Origin of the sequence: Mycobacterium sp. 1465703.0 (assembly GCF_001672975.1) — a bacterium.
Taxonomy (GTDB): Bacteria; Actinomycetota; Actinomycetes; order Mycobacteriales; family Mycobacteriaceae; genus Mycobacterium.
Genome location: NZ_LZKU01000208.1, coordinates 14,164 through 37,505 on the forward strand (window position 1 = coordinate 14,164; position 23,342 = coordinate 37,505).

The 23,342-nt window shown below is 67.6% G+C and carries 19 protein-coding genes and 1 riboswitch; of the genes, 12 read left to right on the forward strand and 7 right to left on the reverse strand.

The features are described from left to right. The first annotated feature begins 6 nt into the window (after positions 1 to 6). The 6 genes from A5625_RS19610 (at position 7) to A5625_RS19635 (ending at position 5,561) form a co-directional block, all read left to right on the forward strand. Entirely contained in the window at positions 7 to 612 is a 606-nt protein-coding gene (locus tag A5625_RS19610) for a bifunctional 2-polyprenyl-6-hydroxyphenol methylase/3-demethylubiquinol 3-O-methyltransferase UbiG (protein WP_066997665.1), read from the forward strand. A gap of 246 nt (positions 613 to 858) precedes the next feature. Then, positions 859 to 3,645 (forward strand): ATP-binding protein, encoded by a 2,787-nt coding sequence (locus tag A5625_RS19615; RefSeq protein WP_066997668.1) that lies wholly within the window; start codon positions 859 to 861, stop codon positions 3,643 to 3,645. Beyond that, on the forward strand, positions 3,642 to 4,049 hold the full coding sequence (locus A5625_RS19620; RefSeq protein WP_066997671.1) for a serine protease inhibitor: 408 nt from the start codon (positions 3,642 to 3,644) through the stop codon (positions 4,047 to 4,049). Before A5625_RS19615 ends, A5625_RS19620 begins: the two co-directional genes overlap by 4 nt. Positions 4,050 to 4,055: 6 nt before the next feature. After that, complete coding sequence (locus A5625_RS19625; RefSeq protein WP_066997674.1) at positions 4,056 to 4,430, forward strand: DUF742 domain-containing protein; 375 nt, start codon at positions 4,056 to 4,058, stop codon at positions 4,428 to 4,430. A 1-nt stretch (position 4,431) separates the two neighbouring features. Next, positions 4,432 to 4,998, forward strand: a complete 567-nt coding sequence (locus A5625_RS19630; protein ID WP_197516161.1) for an ATP/GTP-binding protein — start codon at positions 4,432 to 4,434, stop codon at positions 4,996 to 4,998. Next, positions 4,995 to 5,561, forward strand: coding sequence for a pentapeptide repeat-containing protein (locus tag A5625_RS19635; RefSeq protein ID WP_066997681.1), 567 nt, complete (start codon positions 4,995 to 4,997; stop codon positions 5,559 to 5,561). Before A5625_RS19630 ends, A5625_RS19635 begins: the two co-directional genes overlap by 4 nt. 4 nt (positions 5,562 to 5,565) lie before the next feature. Here A5625_RS19635 and A5625_RS19640 read toward each other — a convergent pair whose 3' ends face one another. Genes A5625_RS19640 through A5625_RS19650 form a run of 3 tightly spaced genes read right to left on the reverse strand, consistent with a single transcriptional unit; the run spans position 5,566 to position 12,049 of the window. Continuing rightward, complete coding sequence (locus A5625_RS19640; RefSeq protein ID WP_066997684.1) at positions 5,566 to 8,121, reverse strand: ATP-binding cassette domain-containing protein; 2,556 nt, start codon at positions 8,119 to 8,121, stop codon at positions 5,566 to 5,568. A gap of 37 nt (positions 8,122 to 8,158) precedes the next feature. Next, the gene (locus A5625_RS19645) at positions 8,159 to 10,813 is read right to left on the reverse strand and encodes an FHA domain-containing protein (protein WP_066997688.1); all 2,655 of its coding nucleotides are present in this window, start codon (positions 10,811 to 10,813) and stop codon (positions 8,159 to 8,161) included. Positions 10,814 to 10,843: 30 nt separating this feature from the next. Next, the gene (locus tag A5625_RS19650) at positions 10,844 to 12,049 is read right to left on the reverse strand and encodes an NADH:flavin oxidoreductase (RefSeq protein WP_066997691.1); all 1,206 of its coding nucleotides are present in this window, start codon (positions 12,047 to 12,049) and stop codon (positions 10,844 to 10,846) included. An 83-nt stretch (positions 12,050 to 12,132) separates the two neighbouring features. Between A5625_RS19650 and A5625_RS19655 the strand changes: the two genes are divergently transcribed. Together A5625_RS19655 and A5625_RS19660 are read left to right on the forward strand one after the other, a co-directional pair. Beyond that, positions 12,133 to 12,978, forward strand: a complete 846-nt coding sequence (locus A5625_RS19655; protein ID WP_066997694.1) for a bifunctional methylenetetrahydrofolate dehydrogenase/methenyltetrahydrofolate cyclohydrolase — start codon at positions 12,133 to 12,135, stop codon at positions 12,976 to 12,978. Further along, positions 12,975 to 13,256, forward strand: coding sequence for a DUF3017 domain-containing protein (locus A5625_RS19660; protein ID WP_066997697.1), 282 nt, complete (start codon positions 12,975 to 12,977; stop codon positions 13,254 to 13,256). The genes A5625_RS19655 and A5625_RS19660 overlap by 4 nt, the downstream gene beginning before the upstream one ends. On the opposite strand, the gene A5625_RS19665 is transcribed toward A5625_RS19660, so the two are convergent. Then, the gene (locus A5625_RS19665; protein WP_082984479.1) at positions 13,253 to 13,795 is read right to left on the reverse strand and encodes a DUF732 domain-containing protein; all 543 of its coding nucleotides are present in this window, start codon (positions 13,793 to 13,795) and stop codon (positions 13,253 to 13,255) included. The genes A5625_RS19660 and A5625_RS19665 overlap by 4 nt on opposite strands. A gap of 259 nt (positions 13,796 to 14,054) precedes the next feature. On the opposite strand from A5625_RS19665, the gene A5625_RS19670 reads away from it, so the two are divergent. Together A5625_RS19670 and A5625_RS19675 are read left to right on the forward strand one after the other, a co-directional pair. Next, positions 14,055 to 15,515 (forward strand): FAD-binding oxidoreductase, encoded by a 1,461-nt coding sequence (locus A5625_RS19670; protein ID WP_066997700.1) that lies wholly within the window; start codon positions 14,055 to 14,057, stop codon positions 15,513 to 15,515. 247 nt (positions 15,516 to 15,762) lie between these two features. After that, a complete protein-coding gene (locus tag A5625_RS19675; RefSeq protein WP_066997703.1) occupies positions 15,763 to 17,124 on the forward strand; it encodes an HNH endonuclease signature motif containing protein in 1,362 nt (453 codons plus the stop codon). A 3-nt stretch (positions 17,125 to 17,127) separates the two neighbouring features. Here A5625_RS19675 and A5625_RS19680 read toward each other — a convergent pair whose 3' ends face one another. The 3 genes from A5625_RS19680 to A5625_RS19690 are packed head-to-tail and all read right to left on the reverse strand — an operon-like array spanning position 17,128 to position 20,384. After that, positions 17,128 to 17,862, reverse strand: a complete 735-nt coding sequence (locus A5625_RS19680) for a class I SAM-dependent methyltransferase (protein WP_066997706.1) — start codon at positions 17,860 to 17,862, stop codon at positions 17,128 to 17,130. 3 nt (positions 17,863 to 17,865) lie between these two features. Beyond that, positions 17,866 to 19,002, reverse strand: coding sequence for a homoserine O-acetyltransferase (locus A5625_RS19685; RefSeq protein WP_066997709.1), 1,137 nt, complete (start codon positions 19,000 to 19,002; stop codon positions 17,866 to 17,868). Positions 19,003 to 19,013: 11 nt separating this feature from the next. Next, positions 19,014 to 20,384 (reverse strand): bifunctional o-acetylhomoserine/o-acetylserine sulfhydrylase, encoded by a 1,371-nt coding sequence (locus A5625_RS19690; RefSeq protein WP_066997712.1) that lies wholly within the window; start codon positions 20,382 to 20,384, stop codon positions 19,014 to 19,016. 163 nt (positions 20,385 to 20,547) lie between these two features. After that, positions 20,548 to 20,670: riboswitch (SAM riboswitch) on the reverse strand. A gap of 151 nt (positions 20,671 to 20,821) precedes the next feature. Here A5625_RS19690 and A5625_RS19695 point away from each other — a divergent pair. Then, positions 20,822 to 23,056: an NADP-dependent isocitrate dehydrogenase gene (locus A5625_RS19695; RefSeq protein ID WP_066997715.1), complete on the forward strand. Its 2,235-nt coding sequence runs from the start codon at positions 20,822 to 20,824 to the stop codon at positions 23,054 to 23,056. Between the two features lie 27 nt (positions 23,057 to 23,083). After that, the coding region (locus A5625_RS19700) for an isocitrate/isopropylmalate family dehydrogenase (protein ID WP_255397998.1) at positions 23,084 to 23,342 on the forward strand (259 nt) is incomplete at its 3' end.

Here is a 23,342-nt window from a genome sequence, read left to right on the forward strand (position 1 = left end):
GGTCGCATGGTCGAGCAGAGCATCTGGATGCAGAAGGTCGCTGCCGATCCGGGGCATTCGGATTGGTATATCGAGCGATTCCGCGCCATGGCCCGTGCCGGTGACGACTTGGCCGGCGAGGCCCGCTTCGTGGACGCCATGGCGCCGCGCGGCGCCCACATCCTCGACGCCGGGTGCGGGCCGGGCCGGCTGGGCGGGTATCTGGCCACCGTGGGACACCGGGTGGTCGGTGTGGACGTCGACCCGGCGCTGATCGACGCGGCCGGGCACGATTACCCCGGTCCACGCTGGCTGGTCGGCGACCTCGCCGAGCTGGATCTGCCGGCGCGCGGCATCGCCGAACCGTTCGACGTCATCGTGTCCGCCGGCAACGTGATGGCGTTTTTGGCCCCCAGCACCCGGATCCAGGTGCTGAGCCGGCTGCGTGCCCACGTCGCTGACGACGGCCGGGCGGCGATCGGCTTCGGGGCCGGCCGCGACTACGAGTTCGACGTCTTTCTCAACGACGCCGTCGACGCGGGTTTCGCGCCCGATCTGCTGTTGTCCACCTGGGATCTGCGCCCGTTCACCGACGACTCCGACTTCCTCGTCGCGCTGCTTCGTCCCGCCTAGACTGGGCACGCAGGAGTTTGCCAGGGGTGGCCGAGCGGACGTCGCGCCACCTTGGAGGGACCTGTCTGCTCAGTAGCGATTCTGGTGGCCTGCGCCGCGGGCTGTCATACTCGTCGGATTGCCACACCTACACGCACACGCCTATCTGGCGCGAGGCGGGCGAAATAAAGCAGGAAGTTCCATGAGCCTCTCGTACCTTTCAGCGCTCAGCGTCAGCGCAGCGGCCGGTCGTCCGGCCGCGATGACATGACCATGTTCGCCCGCCCGGCCAACCCGGCCGAGGCGGATGTCCCAGAGCCGGCCCCGGCCGTCGGCGCCGCCGCTGCGCCGGCCAAACGCCCACCGACCTGGTCGCTGAGCAACTGGTCGGTCCGCTGGAAAGTGCTGGCGATTGCGCTGGTCCCGCTGGTTTTGGCGACGGTTTTCGGGGTGCTGCGAATCCACGGCGCGATGACCAACGCGGCGGGTTTGCGATTGGCCGCCACCCGGGCCGACGTCGTGCCGGTGATCACCAAGTACATGTCGGCGTTAGATGTAGCCCTGCTGGCCAGCTCCACCGGACATGATGTCGAGGGCGCAAAGAAGAACTACGAGGCGCGCAAGGGCGAATTGCAGACCAGGCTGGAAGACACCGACGTCAACGACGATGTGCGATCAGGAGTCAACAACCTGCTCGACGGCGGTCAGATGCTGGTCAACAAGGCTGCCGACACTAGCCTCGGTTTGCGGGAGCGGGTGACGCTCTACGCGCCGATCCTGCTGACGGCCGAAGACGTCATCAACGCATCGGTGCGGGTCGACAACGAGCAGATCCGCGCCCAGGCGCAGGGCCTGAGCCGAGCGGTCGGGGCCCGCGGGCAGATGACGATGCAGAAAATCCTGATCACCCGGGGAGCCGAACTTCCCGAGCCGCAACTGCGGACCTCGATGACCACCCTGGCGGGTACCGAGCCGTCGACGCTGTTCGGCATGAGCGAAGTACTCGGCGCCGGATCACCCGAGGCCAAGACACTGCAACAGCAGATGGTCGGCCGGATGGCGATCATGTCCGATCCGGGCAGTGTGCTCGTCGAAAACCCCGACCTGCTGCGTTCCATCCAGACCACCGACGACATCGCCGATCAGGTCATCAAGAACACCACCGCGTCGGTGACCAAGTCGGTGCACGCCCAGGCCGCCGAGCGCCGCTCGGCCGCGATCCTGGACGCCGTACTGGTGCTGGCCGCCATCGTGATCGCGATCGGCGTCGTGCTGCTGGTGGCGCGCGCCCTGGTGCGGCCGCTGCGCATCTTGCGCGACGGCGCGCTCAAGGTCGCCCACACCGATCTCGAAGAGGAGATCGCACTGGTGAAAGCCGGTGGGCCGGAGCCGATTCCGAGCCCGCTGCCGGTGTACACCACCGAGGAGATCGGCCAGGTCGCCCACGCGGTCGACGAATTGCATACCCAGGCGCTGCTGCTGGCCGGCGACGAGGCGCGGCTGCGGCTGCTGGTCAACGACATGTTCGAGACCATGTCGCGGCGCAGCCGCTCGCTGGTCGATCAGCAGCTGGCGCTCATTGACCGGCTGGAGCGCAACGAAGAGAATCCCGACCGGCTGGACAGCCTGTTCCGGCTGGACCACCTGGCGGCGCGGCTGCGCCGCAACAGCGCCAATCTGCTGGTGCTCGCCGGTTCGCAGCTCGCCCGCGACCAGCGCGACCCGGTGCCGCTGGCGACGGTGATCAACGCCGCGGTGTCCGAGGTCGAGGACTACCGCCGCGTCGAAATCGCCGGGCTGCCCGAGTGCTCGCTGATCGGCTCGGCCGCCGGTGGTGCCATTCACCTGTTCGCCGAGCTGACCGACAACGCCCTGCGCTACTCGCCGCCGACCACCTCCGCCCGGATCTCGGCGTCGCGCGGCAGCGACGGGGGAGTGGTGGTGCGAATCGCCGACTCCGGTCTGGGCATGAACGACACCGACCGGCGGATGGCCAACATGCGGCTGCAGGCCGGCGGCGACGTCAGCCCCGACAACGCCCGGCACATGGGGCTTTTCGTGGTCGGCCGGATCGCGGGCCGGCACGGCATCCGGGTGGGGCTGCGCGGCCCGGCCGCCAACGAGGCGGGTTCGGGAACTACCGCCGAGGTCTACCTGCCGCCGACGGTGCTCGCCGGCCCGTCCGGCACCGCCGAGTCGACCGTTCCCCGGCACATCCGCGCCGTCTCCTCGCCGAGCGCCAAGCTCGCCAGTGCGATCGCCGGGCCTGCGGCCGACGACGAGGACGGGCGCCGGGACGGCACACTGGAGCCGGCAGCGCGCAACGCTCCGGACGCCTCCGGGCCGCAGGTCACCTTGCTGCCGCGGCGCAACCCGGGTTCCAGCGGTATCACCGAAGTTCCCGCCCCGCCCGCCGAACAGCTACCCCGCCGCCGGCGCCGTGAGCTGGCGACCCCGTGGTGGGAGAGCGCACCCAAGCCGGCGCCGGCGCCGGCGCCGAAACCAGAAGTCAAACCGGCCCCGGCGCGCGCGGCATCGGACACCTCGGCCTTCTTCGCCGCCCGGTCCCGAGAGGCGGCCCCGGACCCGATCGCGTCCATTCCGGCCGCCCCCAAAGCCGCGGCGAATCCGGCCCACGACGACGTCATCTACCGCCGGATGCTCTCGGAGATGCTCGGCGATCCGTACGACCTGGTCAACAGCCCCGACCTGGACTGGCAGTCGGTCTGGGACCGCGGTTGGACGCTGGCGGCCGCGGCCGACGAGAAGCCGGTCGAGGCGCACACCACCGACCACGGACTGCCGGTGCGCACCCCCGGAGCGCGGCTGGTACCCGGTGGCGCCGGCGGTCTGGCCGAGCAGGACGAGCCCGCCGACGCGGAGCGGGGTCTCAACGGCACATCCGGATCGCACCGGGAGCCGCAGCACGCGGCCACCGGACCGTTAGCCCGGGACCCCGAGGCGGTTCGCGCCTCGTTCAGTAGCCATTTCGGTGGCGTGCGTACCGGACGATCGCATGCCCGTGATACCAATCAAGGATCCGACCAACAATGACGTCACCCGACAACTCCCTGGACTGGCTGGTGACCAGGTTCGCCCGTGAAGTCCCCGGCGTCGCGCATGCGCTGCTGGTCTCCGTCGATGGGCTGCCTATCGCCGCGAGCGAGCATCTCCCGCGGGAACGCGCCGATCAGTTAGCCGCGGTCGCCTCCGGGCTGGCCAGCCTGGCCACCGGCGCGGCGCAGCTTTTCGAGGGTGGCCAGGTGCTGCAGTCGGTCGTCGAGATGCAAAACGGCTACCTGTTGTTGATGCGCGTCGGAGACGGCTCGCATCTGGCGACGCTCGCTGCGGCGTCGTGCGACATCGGTCAGATCGGCTACGAGATGGCCGTCCTCGTCGAACGGGTTGGCGGCGTGGTGCAGTCGACCCGCCGGTCGGCCGTGCAGCAGCACCAGTGAGCCGCGATGGATACCCCCGAGACCTGGCCGGCACACCGTAAGGGGAACCTGGTCCGCCCGTACACCCTGACGTCCGGGCGGACCGACACCAACGTCGACCTACCGGTGGAAGCGCCGATTCAGACGCTGCAGGCCGGTCTGAGCCACCGGTGGCCGCCCAACGATGCGCGAGGCAGAATTATCCAACTGTGCGTCGACAGCCCGTCGGTCGCCGAAATCTCAGCCCGGCTGGACTTGCCGCTCGGTGTCGCGCGCGTCCTGGTCGGGGATCTGGTGTTGTCCGGCTACCTTCGAGTGCACCAGACGTTGTCCGAGCGTTCGACCAGAGATGAGCGCCACGACTTGATAGGAAGGACACTGCGTGGCTTACGCGCACTCTGACGTGCAGCCCGACTCCGGCGTTCACGCGTCGACGAAGATTGTGATCGCCGGCGGATTCGGAGCAGGCAAGACCACCTTCGTCGGGGCGGTGTCCGAAATCATGCCGCTGCGCACCGAGGCGATGGTCACCGACGCCTCGGCCGGCGTCGACATGCTCGAGGCCACCCCGGACAAGCAGACCACCACCGTCGCGATGGACTTCGGCCGGATCACACTGGCCGAAGACCTGGTGCTCTACCTGTTCGGCACTCCCGGGCAGCGCCGCTTCTGGTTCATGTGGGACGACCTGGTGCGCGGCGCGATCGGCGCGGTGGTGCTGGTCGACTGCCGCCGCCTGGCCGACAGCTTCGCCGCGGTCGACTTCTTCGAGCATCGCAACCTGCCGTTTCTCGTCGCGGTGAACGAGTTCGACGGCGCCCCCCGCTACCCGGTGGCCGAGGTGCGCGAGGCGCTGACCTTGCCGCCGCACATTCCGGTGATCACGGTCGACGCCAGGGATCGCCGGTCGGCGACCGACGCCTTGATCGCGGTCAGCGAATACGCCCTGGCCAGCCTGTCGACCAATTGACCGCCCAGACCGCACGCTGGGCCGACCGCGAATTCGAGGGTCACGACTTCACCGACGACGATCTCAGCCGGCTGCAGACCGAGCGGGTCGTGTTCACCGAATGCAATTTCAGCGGCGCCAACCTGGCCGAGTCGCAACACCGCGGTTCGGCCTTCCGCAACTGCACATTCCGGCGGACGTCGTTGTGGCACAGCACCTTTTCGCAGTGCTCGATGCTGGGGTCGGTGTTCGTGCAGTGCCGGCTGCGGCCGATCACCTTCGACGAGGTGGACTTCACGCTCGCAGTCCTCGGTGGCATCGACCTTCGTGGCGTCGACCTGAGCGGCTGCCGGCTGCGCGAGACCAGTCTGGTGGAGGCCGACCTGCGCAAGGCCGTGCTGCGTGGGGCGGACCTGCGCGGCGCCCGGACCACCGGCGCCCGGCTGGACGACGCCGATCTGCGCGGCGCCGTCGTGGACTCGACGTCGTGGACGAGCGCCTCGCTGGCCGGCGCCCGCGTGGACGTCGACCAGGCGGTGGCCTTCGCGCTGGCGTACGGGCTTCGGCTGGACAGCGGCGACTGATCGCTCAGCGGGTGAGCCGGATGCGCCACCGCACCAACGCGGCGTAGGCCACGGTGAGCACCGCGAGCATGCCCATGTCGAACAGCCAGGCCGCCGACGTGTGCTCGAAATGGCTGTCCCTGGGGCTCTGCGGGCCCGGCGACACCGTCCACAGGTCGACCGTCGACCCCTGCGCCGCGTAGCCCCACCGCGAGGGCACCAGCCAGGACAGCTGGTCGAGGAAGAACCGGTGGGTGACCGGCACCATGCCGCCGGAGAGCACCATCTGCAACATCAGCGACACCACCAGCAGCGGCATGATCTGTTCGCCGGTGCGCGCCAGCGCCGAGAGCAGCAGGCCCAGCATCGCCGACGCCACACACGTCGCCGCCACTCCGACGAACAGCTCCAGGGTCGCATTGCCGAGCAGCACCGCCGGTCGCGTGGGCGGCCCCTTGCCCACGACCACGATGGCCGTGGCGATGGCCGCCTGGATGACGGCGAACGTGCAGAACACCGCGACCTTGGCCAGCAGGTAGGCCGTGCTGGACAGGCCGACCGCCTGTTCACGCCGGAAGATCGGCCGCTCGCCGATGAGGTCGCGGATGGTCAGCGCGGTCCCCATGAACGCGGCGGCCATGGTGAGCAGCGTCAAGATCATCCCGGCTTCGCCGGCCGACTCACCGGCCGGATCGGCGTAGCCGAATCCGACGGTGCCAGGGACCGTCAGCGACAGCGCGCCCATCACGAACGGCAATATCGCCAGGAACAGAAAGTACGCGTGGTCGGAGACCACCAAGCGGACCTGGCGGCGTGCGATGGTGGAGAACTGGCGCCGCTTGCTGGTCTGCGCCGGGACGCCGAGGTCGGCCGGCGCCTCGGTCCGCGCCGGGGGCGGGGGTTTGTTCTGGGCCAGGAAGCGGCGATTGGCCTCGTCCGGGTCGGCGCCCACCTTGGCGAAGATGTGCGCCCAGTTGGTAGTCCCCATCGCCGCACCGATCTCGGCGGGCGGACCGAGGAACGCCGTCTTGCCGCCGGGCGCCATCAGCAGCACCTGGTCACAGACATCGAGGTAGGTGAGCGAGTGGGTCACCACCAGCACCACGCGCCCGGCGTCGGCGAGTTGCCGCAACATCGTCATGACCTGCAGATCCAGCGCCGGGTCCAGTCCGGAGGTCGGCTCGTCCAGGATCAGCAGCGACGGCCCGGTCAGCAGTTCCAGCGCCACCGAGGCGCGTTTGCGCTGCCCCCCGGAGAGCTTGTCCACCCGGGTGTTCGCATGCTCGGTCAATCCCAGCTCGTCGAGCACTTCGGCGACGACCTGCTCGCGGTCGGCCTTGCTGGTGTCGGGCGGCAGGCGCAGTTCGGCGGCGTAGCCGAGCGCCTGGCTGACCGTGAGCTGACGGTGCACGACGTCGTCCTGGGGGACCATCCCGATCCTGGTGCGCAGCGAGGCGTAGTCGGTGTGGATGTCGTGGCCCTCGAAGGTGACCGAGCCCGACGAGGGCGTGGCATAGCCGGCGATCAGCCGCGACAGCGTGGTCTTGCCCGCGCCCGACCCGCCAATCAGTGCGGTCAGGGTGCCGGGGCGGGCAACCAGTGAGATCCGTTCCAGCAGGTGCTTGCCGTCGATGTCGAAGTTGACCTCGCGCACCTCCAGGCCGCCGGCCCGAGTCGCCGCCTCCTGGCGGCGCACCAGCACGCCGCCGTGGAACACCAGGTCGACGTTGCCGATCGTCACCACGTCGCCGTCGGCCAGCACCGCGGATCCCACCCTGACACCGTTGACGAAGGTGCCGTTGCTGCTGTTCGCGTCGCGGATCTCGGCGCCGGTCGGCGTCGGCGTCAAGAAGGCGTGATGGCGCGAGGCCAGCACGTCGTGCACGACGATGTCGTTGTTGAGCGCGCGCCCGATCGAGACGGCGCGTCCGGGCGCCGGCCGGCGGTCGGATTCCGGTCCCGGGACGCTGACCCGGGTGGTGCGAAATTCGCCGACGGCGCCGCTGCGGCCGGACCGGGAGGACGGGTTCAGGGCGCCCGGGTGCGGGCCCGACTGCGGCACGCCACGGGTCGCGGCGTCCGGCGGGTTGGCGAACCTGCGCTGGGCGCCCTTGGGTGGGAAGGGGCGCGACGGCCGACTCGGTGGCCCGGGCGGGGCCGTCACGGGCCTCGGGCCGGTGGGTTGTGCCCGCACCGGCGACGATGCGCCGGGCGGCGCCGCGATGAGCGGAATCGACGTCGTGGTCGGCGGAAGCAGGCCGACGGTGCCGGTGTGCTGACCCACTTCGAAGGTGATCCGTGGCCCGTCGGGCTTGCCGATGTTGATCGTCTGGCCGTCGTGGATGTCGACGACCGGCACCCGCTGGCCGTCCAGGTACACCCCGTTCAGGGAATTGTTGTCGACCGCGCGCCACCGGCCCTGTTCGAAGCGCAGCAACACGTGCGCGCGGGCGATCAACGGGTGCGCCACCCGCAGGTCGGCGCGCAGGTCGCTGCCGACGACCACGTCGCGACCGGCAGCGAAGCTGCCTTCGGATCGGTCAGATCGAGCCGTCAGCACCGGCTGCGCAGGTCGGGTCATCACATCCAGGTTAGAGGTCGTTGCTTGCGACCCGGCCTCAGCGTTTCAGCCGGATATGCCAGCGGACGAAGCCGGTGTAGCCGATCGACAGCGCCGCCAGCATGAACATGTCGAAGACGAAAATGTGCTTCGAGTGCTGCCAAATCGGGTCGTTGGTCGGTATCTGCTTGACCTTCACCAGCGACGGAAAGTCGATCGAGGACGCGCCCGCCGCGTAGCCCCAACGAGCCGGCGTCAGCCACGCCATCTGCTCGAGGCCGATGCGCTGATACACCGGGATCATGCCGCTGGAGAACACCAGCTGGGACATGATCGACACCACCAGCAGCGGCATGATCTGTTCGTTGGACTGCGCCAACGCCGAGAGCAGCAGCCCGAGCATCGCCGACGCTATACAGGTGCCCGCCACGGTGACGAACAGCGAGAACGTCGAGTTGCCGAAAAACTGGGGATGCGCCGTCGGCGCGCCCTTACCCAGCCTCACGATGGTGGTCGCGATCGCCGCCTGGGCGGTGGCGAAAACGCAGAACACCGCGATCTTGGCCAGCAGATAGGCCGTCGTGGACAGGCCCACGGCCTGTTCTCGGCGGAAGATGGCCCGCTCGCCGATCAGGTCGCGGATGGTCAGCGCGGTGCCCATGAAGACGGCGCCGATGTTCAACAGCACCATGATGTACTGCGGCTGTGTCGGCGCCGGTCCCAACGGATCGGCCGGGCCGAGGCCGGGATGGGGACCTTTCACGGTCAGCGACAACGCGCCGATCAGGAACGGCAGGACCGCCAAGAAGATCGTGTAACCGCGGTCGGAGACGACCAGCCGAACCTGGCGGCGGGCGATCGTGGACAACTGCCGGAAGAGATCGGTTTGGGGCGGTTCACCCAGGTCCGCCGGACTCTCCGGAGTCGGCGGCGCCGACGACTGCTGGTTGCGCTCCTTGAAGCGGCGGTTGGCCTCGTCCGGGTCGGCGCCCACCTTGGCGAAGATGTCGGCCCAGTTGCGGGTGCCCAAGGCGGGCTCGACCTGATCGGGCGGCCCGCAGAAGGCGGTCTTGCCGCCGGGCGCGACCAGCAGGATCTGATCGCACACGTCCAGGTAGGACACCGAGTGGGTGACCACCAGCACCACGCGGCCCGCGTCGGCCAGCTGGCGCAGCATCAACATGACCTGACGGTCCAGTGCCGGGTCCAGGCCGGAGGTCGGCTCGTCCAGCAGCAACAGCGATGGCTGGGTGAGCAGCTCCAGCGCGACCGACGCGCGTTTGCGCTGGCCGCCGGAGAGCTTGTCGACCCGGGTGTCGGCGTGCTGGGTCATGTCGAGTTCCTCGAGCACCTGCGCGACGACGCGGGCCCGTTCCTCTTTGCTGGTGTCGGGTGGTAGCCGCAGTTCGGCGGCGTAGTTCAGCGCCTGGTTGACCGTCAGCTGGCGGTGCACCACGTCGTCCTGCGGCACCATCCCGATCCGGCTGCGCATGGACGCGTACTCGCTGTGAATGTCGTGGCCCTCGAAGGTGACATTGCCCGAGGTCGGGCTGGTGTAACCGACGATCAGCCGCGACAGCGTGGTCTTGCCGGCACCCGAACCACCGATGATGGCGGTCAGCGTCCCGGGCCGCGCGGTCAGCGAGATGTGGTCGAGCAGCTGCTTGCCGTGGTCCACGGTGTAGCAGACGGAGTTGACCTCCAGCCCGCCCGTCCGCGTCGCCGCCTCGGTGCGTCGCACCAGGCCGTCGCCGGTGAACACCAGGTCGACGTTGCCGATGGTGACCACGTCGCCTTCGGTCAGCACCGCCGAGCCGACCCGGACACCGTTGACGAAGGTTCCGTTCACGCTGTGCGCGTCGCGGATCTCGGTGCCCAGCGGCGTCTGGATCAAGAAGGCGTGGTGGCGCGAGGCCAGCACGTCCTGGATGACGATGTCGTTGTCGGTGGCCCGGCCGATGGTCTGCGACCCGGCCGGCTTCTGGATCGCACCGGACCGCGACGGCAGCAATGCCTGGAACATCTTGGTCGCGAGGTTTGCCACCTCGGGCGGCTTGACGGAGGCGGGCGCCATCTGGGTGTGCGGTCCGGCCACCGAGCCCACGGCCGGCATCTGCGCGATGGGCGGGGCGTGGTGCGGCGGGGGTGGCGCGGCCGGCGGGAACGCGGGCGGGCGTCCGCCGCCGCCCCCGTACATGGTCTGACCCGGTGGCGCCTGGCGCTGCACGGGTGCGGGTTGCGGTCGCCGCGGTGGCGCCGCCCAGTTGGGTGTGCGGCCGGGCGGCGGCGGGGGTGGTGCGGCGACGGGCGGAGCCGGCTGCGCCGACCATGCCGCGGCCTGCGGGGGCGCGGCCACCGGGATGCCCATCGATTCGGTCCGGGGTGGACGCCCGGCCATACCTTGGTGGCGCCCGACGTCGAAGGTCAGCAGCGGTCCGTCCGGGTTGCCGATGTTGAGCGTCTGTCCGTCGTGGATCTCGACCACCGGCACGCGGCGGCCGTTGACGAAAGTTCCGTTGAGCGAACCGTTGTCGATGGCCAGCCACTTGCCCTGTTCGAAACGCAGCAGCAGGTGGGCGCGCGAGATCAGCGGATGGGTGATGCGCATGTCTGCTCGCAGATCGCGCCCGACTACTACATCGTGGCCCGCTGCGAAGGTGCGTTCCGATCCTTCGTGATGGACGGTTAGCGCTGGCGGGGCTGGTGCTGACATCGCCACAACTGTAGCTTGCAGCGCTGTGGTTTACCGCTGAGCGTCAGGCGCGCCGGTGACGACGCAGTGTGTCCGGGTGTAAATCGTGGGCATGCAGCGATTGCAGTGCGTGCACGCCGAATGCACCTGATGCGCGGCGCCATCTGCGGCGATCCGGTTGATCAGATCCGGCTCGGCCAGCAGTGCGCGGGCCATCGCGACGAACTCGAATCCCTCGGCCATCGCCAGATCCATCGTCTCCCGGTTAGTGATGCCGCCGAGCAGGATCAGCGGCATCTTCAACTCGTCGCGGAACAGCTTGGCGTCACGCAGCAGATAGGCCTCGCGGTAGGGATATTCGCGCAAGAACTTCTTGCCCGTCATGCGCATGCCCCAGCGCAGCGGCGGCTTGAACGCCCCGGCGAACTCCTTGAGCGGTGCCTCGCCACGGAACAGGTACATCGGGTTGACCAGTGAACTGCCCGCGGTGAGTTCGATCGCGTCCAGCCCGCCGTCTTCTTCCAGCCACTTGGCGGTGGTCAGCGACTCCTCGGTGCTGATGCCGCCGCGAACGCCGTCGGCCATGTTCAGCTTGGCGGTCACCGCGATGGGGGTGCCTTCCTTCTCCACCGCTCGCCGGACGGCCATCACCATGCCGCGGGCGACCTTGGCCCGGTTCTGCAGCGATCCGCCGAACTCGTCGCCGCGGCGGTTGATCAGCGGGGACAGAAACGAACTCGCCAGGTAGTTGTGGCCCAAGTGGATTTCGACGGCGTCGAAGCCGGCCTCGATGGCCAGCCGGGCGGCGTTGGCGTGCGCGGCGATGACGTCGTCGATGTCCTCGCGGGTGGCCTTCTTGGCGAACCGCATCCCGATCGGATTGAAGAACCGGACCGGCGCCAGGGCTTTCGCCTTGTTGGACTTGGCGTTGGCCACCGGGCCGGCGTGGCCGATCTGCGCGCTGACCGCGGCGCCCTCGGCGTGGATCGCGTCGGTGAGCCGGCGGAATCCGGGCACCGCCTCGGGTCGCATCCAGATCCCGTTGCCCTCGGTGCGGCCGCCGGGGGAGACGGCGCAGTAGGCGACGGTCGTCATGCCGACCCCGCCGGCGGCCGGCAGTCGGTGGTATTCGATGAGGTCGTCTGTCACCAGGGCCTCGGGTGTGCGCGCCTCGAACGTGGCGGACTTGATGGTGCGGTTACGCAGCGTGATCGGACCGAGCTTCGCGGGGCTGAAGACGTCCGGAGGGGTAGGCATAACGGGGAGCCTAATGGCGCTCGCAAGCGCGGCGAAGCCGGGCGCGGCGGGTCGCCATCATCGATGTCTGCCAGACTGTCAGCGTGGGAGCAATCACGCTGGACGGCAAGGCCACCCGCGACGAGATCTTCGTCGACCTCAAACACCGGGTGGCCGCATTGACCGCGTCGGGCCGCACCCCCGGTTTGGGCACCATCCTGGTGGGCGACGACCCCGGCTCTCAGGCATACGTGCGGGGCAAGCACGCCGACTGCGCGAAGGTCGGTATCACCTCGATCCGTCGTGACCTGCCCGCCGACATCAGCACCGAGACCCTCAACGAGACCATCGACGAGCTCAACGCCAACCCCGACTGCACCGGTTACATCGTGCAGTTGCCGCTGCCCAAGCACTTGGACGAGAACGCGGCGCTGGAGCGTGTCGACCCGAACAAGGACGCCGACGGACTGCACCCGACCAACCTGGGCCGGCTGGTGCTCAACCACCCGGCGCCGCTGCCGTGCACCCCGCGCGGCATCGTGCACCTGTTGCGCCGCTACGACGTCGAGATCGCCGGGGCGCACGTGGTGGTCATCGGTCGCGGCGTCACGGTCGGGCGCCCGCTGGGTCTGCTGCTGACCCGTCGCTCCGAGAACGCCACGGTGACGTTGTGTCACACCAAAACCCGCGACCTGCCTTCGCTGACGAAGCAGGCCGACATCATCGTGGCCGCCGTCGGGGTGCCGCACATGCTGACCCCCGACATGGTGCGTCCCGGCGCAGCGGTGCTCGACGTCGGCGTCAGCCGGGTGGACGGCAAGCTGGCCGGCGACGTGCACCCCGATGTGTGGGATGTGGCCGGACACGTGTCGCCGAACCCCGGCGGTGTGGGACCGCTGACCCGCGCGTTCCTGTTGACCAACGTCGTCGAGCTGGCCGAGCGGCAATGACCGCGCGGACCGTGCTGCGGGCTCAATGGCCGATTCTGTTGGTGGGCCTGATCTTTGCGACGGCACTGGTTCTGGTCGGGGCCAACTTCTGGCGCCGCGGTTCGCTGTTGATCGGCATCGGCGTCGGTGTGGCGGCGCTGCTGCGGTTGCTGTTATCCGAGGACCGGGCCGGCCTGCTGGTGGTGCGCGGCAAAGGAATCGACTTCATGACCACCGCGACGGTCGGGGCCGCGATGTTTTATATCGCGTGGACCATCGACCCGCTGGGCACCCGCTAGAACCCTCGGGGCAGCCCCGGCACCTGCCCGGGCAGTTGACCCGGGTATTGGCCTGGTACACCTGGCATCTGGCCCGGTATGCCGGGATATTGGCCAGGCATGCCTGGGATTTGGCCCGGTATCTGCCCGGGCATTCCCGGGACCTGCGGCAGGGCGCCGGACAGGTTGCCGCTGGCGATGTTCGCCATCTCCTCGGGACAGTACGTCTGAATCGCGATCGTGGTGAACATGCGGGCCATCGTGGGTGACATGCCCCGGCCGGCGACGCTGGACGCGGCAGCGGCGAAATTGCCACCGGGCTGCGACAGCATCGGGCAGATCGACTCGCCCACGGACATCGCGTTTCCGGGCTCGCCGAAGTCGATGCCGGCATGGTTGAGCGCGTCGATGAATTCGTCGCCGTTGCCGTCCGCTTCGGCCGGCGCGGCGAACGCCGAGGCCACGGTCAGCAGGCCGGCGGCCGCGGCCAGCAGGCGAATGGTGAAGGGTTGATGACGCAAAACCCAGATCCATTGATGAGTTCGTGCAAGTGCCTTCACGCCAGCTTCCCCGTCCGCCATGGAGTGCGTCTGAGGCACTCGAATCACGCTACGAACTCTGGGCTATGACTGTCACGTTTACGACACGGTGGGATAAAGGTTCGCACAATAAGCGTTTCGTGAGGTCACTGTCTTGGTGGCGTCGGTTATTACCCGGCCCGATTGCGCAAGGCCGACCGGCGGATCGAAGCCACACTGTGATGTGAACACGGGCGGCGGCACCCGATTCCTGGCTGCGTCATGAACCAGAATCCGCCCCATGACGACGAAACGCGGCCGTCCGGTCAACCATGAGATCTCGCGTCAGACGTTTCTTCGCGGCGCCGCCGGGATGTTGGCGACGGGAGCGGTGTTCGGCACCGGTCCGGCGGCTGCTGACCCCACCGCCGGCTGGGGCGGTCTGGCCTCGACCATCGGCGGCAGCGTGTTGTTGCCGGCCAATGGCGGCCAATTCTCCACCGGCAAGCAGGCTTTCAACTCGTTCTACAACAATTCCAATCCCGCTGCGGTAGTGAAGGTTTCGTCGCAAGCCGACGTGCAGAAGGCAGTCACGTTCGCGAAAAACAACAACCTCAAGATTGCCCCGCGTGGCGGTGGGCATTCCTATGTCGGTGCCTCGAGCGCCAACGGCACGATGGTGCTCGACCTGCGCGGTCTGCCCGGTGGGGCGAACTTCGATGGCAACAATGTCACGGTGAGCCCGGCGACGAATCTCTATGCAGTGCACCAGGCTTTGGCCGGCGCGGGCCGCGCCGTACCCACCGGCACCTGCCCCACCGTCGGCATGGCTGGGCTCGCGCTGGGTGGCGGAGTGGGAGCCGACGCCCGGCGTGCCGGGCTCACCTGCGATGCGCTGCAGTCCGCGACCGTGGTGTTGCCCAGTGGCGACGTGGTTACCGCGTCCGCCAACGACAACCCGGATCTGTTCTGGGCGTTGCGCGGCGGGGGCGGCGGCAATTTCGGCGTGACGACGTCGATGACGTTCGCGACCTTCGCCACCGCCGACACCGACCTGGTCCGGCTCGACTTCCCGCCGTCGTCGGCGGTGCAGGTGCTCACCGGTTGGCAGTCCTGGCTGGCGGGCGCCGATCGGAGCACCTGGGGGATGGTCGACCTGTCGGTCGGTTCGGCGCAGGCGAATTGCCATGTGCTGGCGACATCTCCGGCCGGCACCGGCACCGGCGTGGTCGACGCCCTCAAATCCGCGGTAGGGCTGGCGCCCAGCGCCGTCACCAACAAGACGCTCAGTCACATGGATCTGGTCACGTATCTGGCCGGTGGCGGCGCAACCAGTCCGGCACGGGCTTTCGTCGGCGGCTCGGATGTGATCGGACCGATGACTTCCGATGCGGCCCATGCCATTGCGACCGCAGCCGGGCAGTGGCCGGCCTCAGGGGCGGGGCAGGCCTCGGTTCTGATCGATCCGCTGGGTGGTGCGGTGGCCGACGTGGCCGCGGGGGACACCGCGTTTCCGTGGCGTAATCAGTCCGCTGTGGTGCAGTGGTATGTGGAGCCCGCCAGTAACCAGATTGCCGCCGCGACCACCTGGCTAGCCACCGCACATCAAGCGGTGCAACAGTTCTCAGTCGGCGGCTACGTCAACTATCTGGAGGCCAACACCGCGCCGGTGCGCTACTACGGCTCGAACTTGTCGCGGCTGACCACCGTTCGGCAGAAGTACGACCCCAACCGGACGATGTTCTCGGGGCTGGATTTTTAACGGCGCTGCGATGGCGCCGACGCGATGGGCATTACATGGCTACTGCGTCGTTTACAACAATCGCCTAGGAGCGAGGACCAAGTCCGGATCGCAAACAATGTGAGGTATGCAGATCTTGAAGGCAATTCGTTGATGGCAACCGGACGATGTTCTCGGGGCTAGATTTTTGACGAACCAATTGCGCGAGTGTGAATCTATGGTGATTTTCGGGCCTGGTTTTGTCGGTGGTACCGGCTAGTTTGGTGGTGTGAGCGCGAGTAGTCAGCAAGATATCGACGCGGTGTTCGACGCGCTCGATGCCGAGTTGGATCGCGCCTGCACCTTGTCGTTCGATGCGTTGAACACTCGGCAACAGCTGGCGATCTTGGAGCGCTGCGAGAAACTGCGCCGGCGCATACCGGCCATCGAACATCCGCTGATCAATTCCCTTGCACGCGACGCCACTCCGGCAGAGCTCGGAGGTACGTTGTCCCATGCGATCGCGGAGTCGGCGTTGGTCAGCCGCGGCGAAGCCGCGCGCCGTATCAAGGAGGCGCGGGATTTGGGGTGGCGCCATGGTCTGACCGGTGAGCCCGTGCCCCCGGTGCTGGCCGCCACCGCGGCCGGCCAACGTAATGGCACGCTGGGCAGCGGCCAGGTTGCGGTGATTCGCAAGTTCTACCACCAACTGCCCGGCTGGATCGACGTGGCGACCCGCGAGCAGGTCGAAGCTCGGCTGGCCAAGGAAGGCAGCAGATTTCGTCCCGAACAATTGGCGGCAATCGCCAACACGCTCGCCGACTGCCTCAACCCCGACGGCAACTACAGCGACGAGGACCGGGCCCGGCAGCGCGGCCTGACGCTGGGCAATCAGCAAGCCGACGGGATGTCGCAGCTGCGCGGCTGGTTGACGCCCGAAGCACGCGCCACGCTGGAAGCCGTGCTGGCGAAACTCGCCGCCCCCGGCATGTGCAATCCCCTTGACGACATTCCCTGCGTGGACGGCGTGCCCACGCAAGAAGCAATCGAACACGACCCGCGATCTGCCGGCCAACGCAACCATGACGGGCTCAACGCGGGGCTGCGGGCGCTGTTGGCCTCCGGAGAACTGGGTCAGCACAACGGCTTACCCGCCTCCATCGTCATCAGCACGACGCTAAGCGAGCTCGAATCCGCAGCCGGGCGCGGTCTGACCGGCGGGGGCACCATCCTGCCGATGAGTGACGTGATCCGACTGGCCCGGCACGCGCACCACTACCTGGCGATCTTCGACAAGGGCAAAGCGCTTGCCCTCTATCACACCAAGCGCCTCGCCTCACCCGGACAACGAATCGTCTTGTACGCCAAGGATCGCGGGTGCTCGGCCCCTGGATGCACCGTGCCCGGCTACTACTGCGAAGTCCACCACGTCACCGACTACGCCAAGTGGCACACCACGGACGTCAACGACCTCACTTTCGCCTGCGGCCCCCATCATCGGCTCCTTAAGCCCGGCGGATGGAGTACCCGCAAAAACACGCGAGCCGACACCGAATGGAAACCACCGCCGCACCTCGACAAAGGGCGACCCCGCACCAACACCTTCCATCACCCCGAAAAGCTGTTGCGAGAGGGGGATGATGATTGGTAGTCGTCAACCGGCCAGCGTCGCCCGGGTGCACACGGTGACGTAGGGCAGCGCCAGGCCGGTCGAATTCGCCAGCGCCGGATGGGTGGCGAGCAATTCGCGCACCTGGTCGAGCGTTTGGGTGCGGACCTCGGTCGGCGAGGTGATGCAGTAGCTGCGGGACGCGACCAGGTCGATCAATGCTTGTGGCGTAAGGTAACTCGTCCACTCGACCCGATGATGCGCCAGGTCGGTGAACGGCTCGGGCAGCGTCACCTGGGTGCGGCGGCCGTCGCCGTCGCTGCCGATGATCTCGCCCAGTTCGCGCACCCAGCCCAGCCGCTCGTCACGGGTGTTCCACACCAGGCCCAGCCGGCCGCCGGGCCGCAGCACCCGGGCGACCTCCGGAATCGCGCGCTCCGGGTCTACCCAATGCCAAGCCTGTGCCACCAGCACCACGTCAACACTGTTGTCTTCCAACGGAATCTCTTCCGCGGTGCCCAGTAGCGCCCGGGTCTCGGGCAGCGAGGTGCGCAACACCTCCAGCATGTCCGGTATCGGGTCGACGGCCACCACGTCCAGGCCGCGTTCCACCAGCCGCGTCGTCAGCTTCCCGGTGCCGGCGCCCAGGTCGAGCACCTGGCGCGCACCCACCGGCAACAGCCAGTCGATCGCTTCCGGGGGGTAGGAGGGACGTCCACGCTCGTAAGCCGCGGCCGCCGAGCCGAACGATAGGGAGCGGTCGTGCCGCGCGCGGGTCATGCGTTACGACGCGCCTTCCCTGTTGTCGGCCAACACCAGTGTCTTACGGATCAATTCGCCGACCGCGTCGGATTCCACCAGGAAGCCGTCGTGTCCGCACGGGGAGTCCACGACGTGCAGATCGGTGCACCCGGGTAGCTGCTCGGCCAGCTCCTGCTGCAACCGCAGCGGGTACAGCCGATCGGAGGTGATGCCGCCGACCACAACCGGTACCGGGCAGTTGCGCAACGCCTTACCCACTCCACCGCGGCCCCGGCCGACGTCATGACTGTTCAACGTCTCGGTCAACACCACGTAGCTGCCCGCGTCGAAGCGCTCCAGCAGCTTGTCGCCCTGGTATTCCAGGTAGCTTTGTACTGCGTAGCGGCCGCCGTTGGACGGATCTTCGTCGCCCTGCGGATCGTTGCCGAACCGGGTGTCGAGGTCGACTTCACCGCGATAGGTCAAATGCGCGAAGCGCCGCGCAATCGCCAGCCCGGCATCGGGTGTGCGCCCGGTGCCGTGGTAGTCGCCGCCCTGCCAGTTCGGGTCGGCCTTGATCGCCGCGATCTGCGTGGACTGGGTGCCGATCTGATCGGCGGTGGCGCGCGCACCCACCGCCAGCAACAACCCGGCCCGGACCCGGCTCGGGTGACCGACAATCCATTCCAAAGCCCTTGCGCCACCCATTGATCCACCGACCACGGCGGCGACCTCTTCGATTCCCAGCGCGGTCAGCGCGGCGATGTCGGCCTCGACCTGGTCGCGGATAGAAATCCGGGGGAACCTTGAGCCCCAAGGCTTTCCGTCCCGGGCCCGTGAGCTTGGCCCGGTGGAGCCGCGGCAACCGCCCAGCACATTGGTGGCCACCGCGCACCAGCGGTTGGTGTCGATCGGCGCGCCCGGCCCCACCATCTCGTTCCACCAGCCGCCGGTGGGATGCCCGGGCCCGGCGGGCCCGGTGACATGCGAGTCACCGGTGAGCGCGTGCAGTACTACCACCACGTTGTCCCGCGTGGGTGACAACTCGCCCCATCGCTGGACGGCGATGTGCACGTCGTCGATGACCGCACCGCTCTCGGTGGTCAGCGAGCCGATGTGGACGAAGCCGATCTCGCCTTCGTCGGGCAACGTTTGGGTCGGCACGTCGGAGATGGTCATTACCGGGCTCCTCAGAACGCCGCCACGGCCTGCGGGTCGGTGCCGGAGGCTCCCGCGGTCGCACCGAATTTGCTTGCCGCGGCGAATCCGAGCTCCAGGTCGGCCAGGATGTCGTCGATGCCCTCGATGCCGACGGCCAAGCGCACCAGTCCGGGGCTGACCCCGGTGCTCAGCTGTTCCTCTGCGGACAGCTGAGCGTGGGTGGTGGACGCCGGGTGGATCACCAGGGAGCGCACGTCGCCGATGTTGGCCACGTGGCTGTGCAGCTTCAGCGCGTTCACGAACGCCTTGCCGGCCTCGATGCCGCCGGCCAGCTCGAAGGCCAGCACCGCGCCGACTCCCTTGGGCGCCAGCTTCTTTGCCCGTTCATGCCAGGGCGAGTCGGGCAGGCCCGCATAGTTGACCGACAACACGCCCTCGTGGCCGGCCAGGTACTCGGCCACCCGTTGCGCGTTGGCGACGTGTCGCTCGATGCGCAGGCTCAGCGTCTCGATGCCCTGGGCGACCAGGAATGCGTTGAACGGCGATGCGGCCGAGCCGAGGTCACGCAGCAGCTGCACTCGCGCCTTGAGCGCGTAGGCCGGCGGACCGAGTTCGGCGAACACCACGCCGTGGTAGCTCGGGTCAGGGGTGGTGAAGCCGGGGAAGCGGCCCTGCGTCCAGTCGAAGGTGCCGCCGTCGACGATGACGCCGGCGATCGCCGAGCCGTGGCCGCCGAGGTACTTGGTGGCCGAGTGCACCACGATGTCGGCGCCGTGCTTGAACGGCTGGATCAGGTACGGCGTGGCGATGGTGTTGTCGACGATCAGCGGGATGCCGTTGGCGTGCGCGACGCCGGCGACCCCGGGAATGTCCAACACATCGATCTGCGGGTTGGAGATGGTCTCGCCGAAGAAGGCTTTGGTGTTGGGCCGTACCGCCGCCTGCCATGAATCCAAGTCGTCGGGGTCGTCCACGAAAGTGACGTCGATGCCGAGCTTGACCAGCGAGTAGTGGAACAGGTTGTAGGTCCCGCCGTACAGCCGCGGGCTGGAGACGATGTGATCTCCGGCACACGCCAGGTTCAATATGGCGAACGTCTCAGCCGCCTGTCCGGAGCTTAAAAACAGTGCCGCCACCCCGCCCTCGAGCGCGGCGATGCGCTGCTCGACGACATCGGTGGTCGGGTTGCCGATCCGGGTGTAAATGTTGCCCGGCACTTCCAGCCCGAACAGGGCTGCGGCGTGCGTGGTGTCGTCGAAGACGTAGGACGTGGTCTGGTAGATCGGCAGGGCGCGGGCGTTGGTGGCCGGGTCGGGCTGCTGGCCGGCGTGCACCTGCTTGGTCTCGAACGACCAGTTTGCGGTCGGGTCGGTGTCGTGATCAGCGTTCTCGGAGGTCACGGGGGTTGCTTTCTGCTGGTAGGGGATCTGCCGTCGGACGGCCGGGACGCCGGAATGCGGCGTCGACCGGCGTTGCGGGTTAGCAGCGACGCATGATCGGGCGCGAATGAGCTGAGAGAATGCGCATCACGTTTCCCTGTCTACTCAGGGGCCCGTCATGGCGGACCCGCGCTTGCCGGATAGCCGGTATCGGTGGCTACTCAACCTGGTCATCACCCGGGGCACCCCACCGCGGTTGGAGGGTTGCCGGCCAGCAAGCCGGGGCTTGATGCTGGCGCTCATGACCAATACGAAGACTAGCTTACTGTGCCGACTCAGCGCTAACCGTGGCGGTGCGTGTGCAGGTCGACGCCTGCACAAACACCCTTGATAACGTGGCAGTCAGAACGCTGAGCCCCCCAGAATTCGTACCCATCATTGACGCCGGGAGAGGGACCGTGAGCGCCGAACAGCCGACCGTCATCTACACACTGACCGACGAAGCGCCGCTGCTGGCGACTTATGCCCTCCTGCCGATCGTGCGTGCGTTCGCCGAACCGGCGGGCATCGAGATCAAGACCAGCGACATTTCCGTAGCCGCCCGCATCCTCGCCGAGTTCCCCGAGCACCTGACCGAAGAGCAGCGGGTGCCCGACAACCTGGCCGAGCTGGGCCGGCTGACGAAGCTGGCCGACACCAACATCATCAAGCTGCCCAACATCAGCGCCTCGGTGCCGCAGCTGATCGCCGCGGTCAAGGAACTCCAGGGCAAGGGCTTCAAGGTTCCGGACTTTCCGCAGAATCCAAAGACCGACGAGGACAAGGAAATTCGCGAACGCTACGCGAAATGCCTTGGTAGCGCGGTCAACCCGGTGCTGCGGCAAGGCAACTCGGACCGTCGCGCCCCCAAGGCCGTCAAGGAGTACGCGCGCAAGCATCCGCACAGCATGGGGAAGTGGTCGCAGGCGTCGCGCACCCACGTCGCGACCATGCGGCACGGCGACTTCTACCACGGCGAGAAGTCGATGACGCTGGACCGCGCCTGCAACGTGAAGATGGAGCTGGAGACCAAGGGCGGCAAGACGATTGTGCTCAAGCCCATGGTGTCGCTGCGTAAGGGCGACGTCATCGATTCCATGTTCATGAGCAAGAAGGCCCTGATCGAGTTCTACGAAGAGCAGATGCAGGACGCCTACGAGACGGGCGTGATGTTCTCGCTGCACGTCAAGGCGACGATGATGAAGGTGTCACACCCCATCGTCTTCGGCCACGCCGTGAAGGTCTTCTACAAGGACGCCTTCGCCAAGCACGGGGCGCTGTTCGACGAACTCGGCGTCGACGTCAACAACGGATTGGTGGACCTGTACAACAAGATCGAGTCGCTGCCGGCCTCGCAGCACGACGAGATCATTCGCGACCTGCACGCTTGCCACGAGCACCGTCCCGAGCTGGCCATGGTCGATTCGGCCAAGGGCATCACCAACTTTCATTCGCCCAGCGATGTGATCGTGGATGCGTCGATGCCGGCGATGATCCGCGCGGGCGGCAAGATGTGGGGCGCCGACGGGCGGCAGAAGGACACCAAGGCCGTCAACCCCGAGTCCACGTTCTCCCGCATCTACCAGGAGATCATCAACTTCTGCAAGACGCACGGGCAGTTCGATCCGACCACGATGGGCACGGTTCCCAACGTGGGGCTGATGGCGCAGCAGGCAGAAGAGTATGGGTCGCACGACAAGACGTTCGAGATCCCCGAGGACGGCGTCGCCAACATCGTCGATCTCGACACCGGGGAAGTCCTGCTGACCCAGAACGTGGAGGAGGGCGACATCTGGCGCATGCCGATCGTCCGCGACGAACCCATCCGCGACTGGGTCAAGCTGGCCGTCACCCGGGCGAGGAATTCGGGTATGCCGGTGGTGTTCTGGCTGGATCAGGAGCGCCCGCACGAGAACGAACTGCGCAAGAAGGTCAACACCTACCTGGCCGAGCACGACACCGAGGGCCTCGACATCCAGATCATGTCGCAGGAACGGGCCATGCGGCACACGATCGAGCGCGCAATGCGCGGCCAGGACACCATTGCGGCGACCGGAAACATCCTGCGCGACTACCTCACCGACCTGTTCCCGATTCTGGAGCTGGGCACCAGCGCCAAGATGCTGTCCATCGTGCCGTTGATGTCCGGCGGCGGAATGTATGAAACCGGGGCGGGCGGTTCGGCGCCCAAGCACGTCCACCAGCTCGTCGAGGAGAATCACCTGCGTTGGGACTCCCTGGGCGAATTCCTCGCTCTCGGCGCGTGTTTCGAAGACATCGGCATCAAGACCGACAACAAGCGCGCCAAGCTGCTGGGCAAGACGCTGGATGCCGCGATCGGCAAGCTGCTGGAGAACAACAAGAGCCCGTCACGCAAGGCCGGTGAACTCGATAACCGGGGCAGCCAGTTCTATCTGGCGCTGTACTGGGCCCAAGAGCTTGCGCAATCCGACGATGAAGAGCTGAGCAAGCGCTTCGCCGCGCTGGCCGACTCGCTGGGCGAACACGAGGAGGCCATCGTGGCCGAACTCGCCGAAGTGCAGGGCGAGTCGGTCGACATCGGTGGCTACTACTGGCCGGACAGCGAGAAGACCACTGCGGTCATGCGGCCGAGCAAGACGTTCAACGAGGTGCTAGCGGCTTCGACAGGCTAGGGCCGCAACCAGGAAGCCGGACTCGACATGGCAGGCGAAGGCAAGATCAAGGTCAAGGGCCGCGTCGTAGAACTCGACGGTGACGAGATGACCCGCGTCATCTGGAAGTTCATCAAGGACATGCTGATCCTGCCGCACCTCGACATCGATCTCGACTACTACGACCTGGGCATCGAGCACCGCGACCGCACCGACGACCAGGTGACCATCGACGCGGCCTATGCCATCAAGAAGCACGGCGTGGGCGTCAAGTGCGCGACCATCACCCCCGACGAGGCCCGCGACC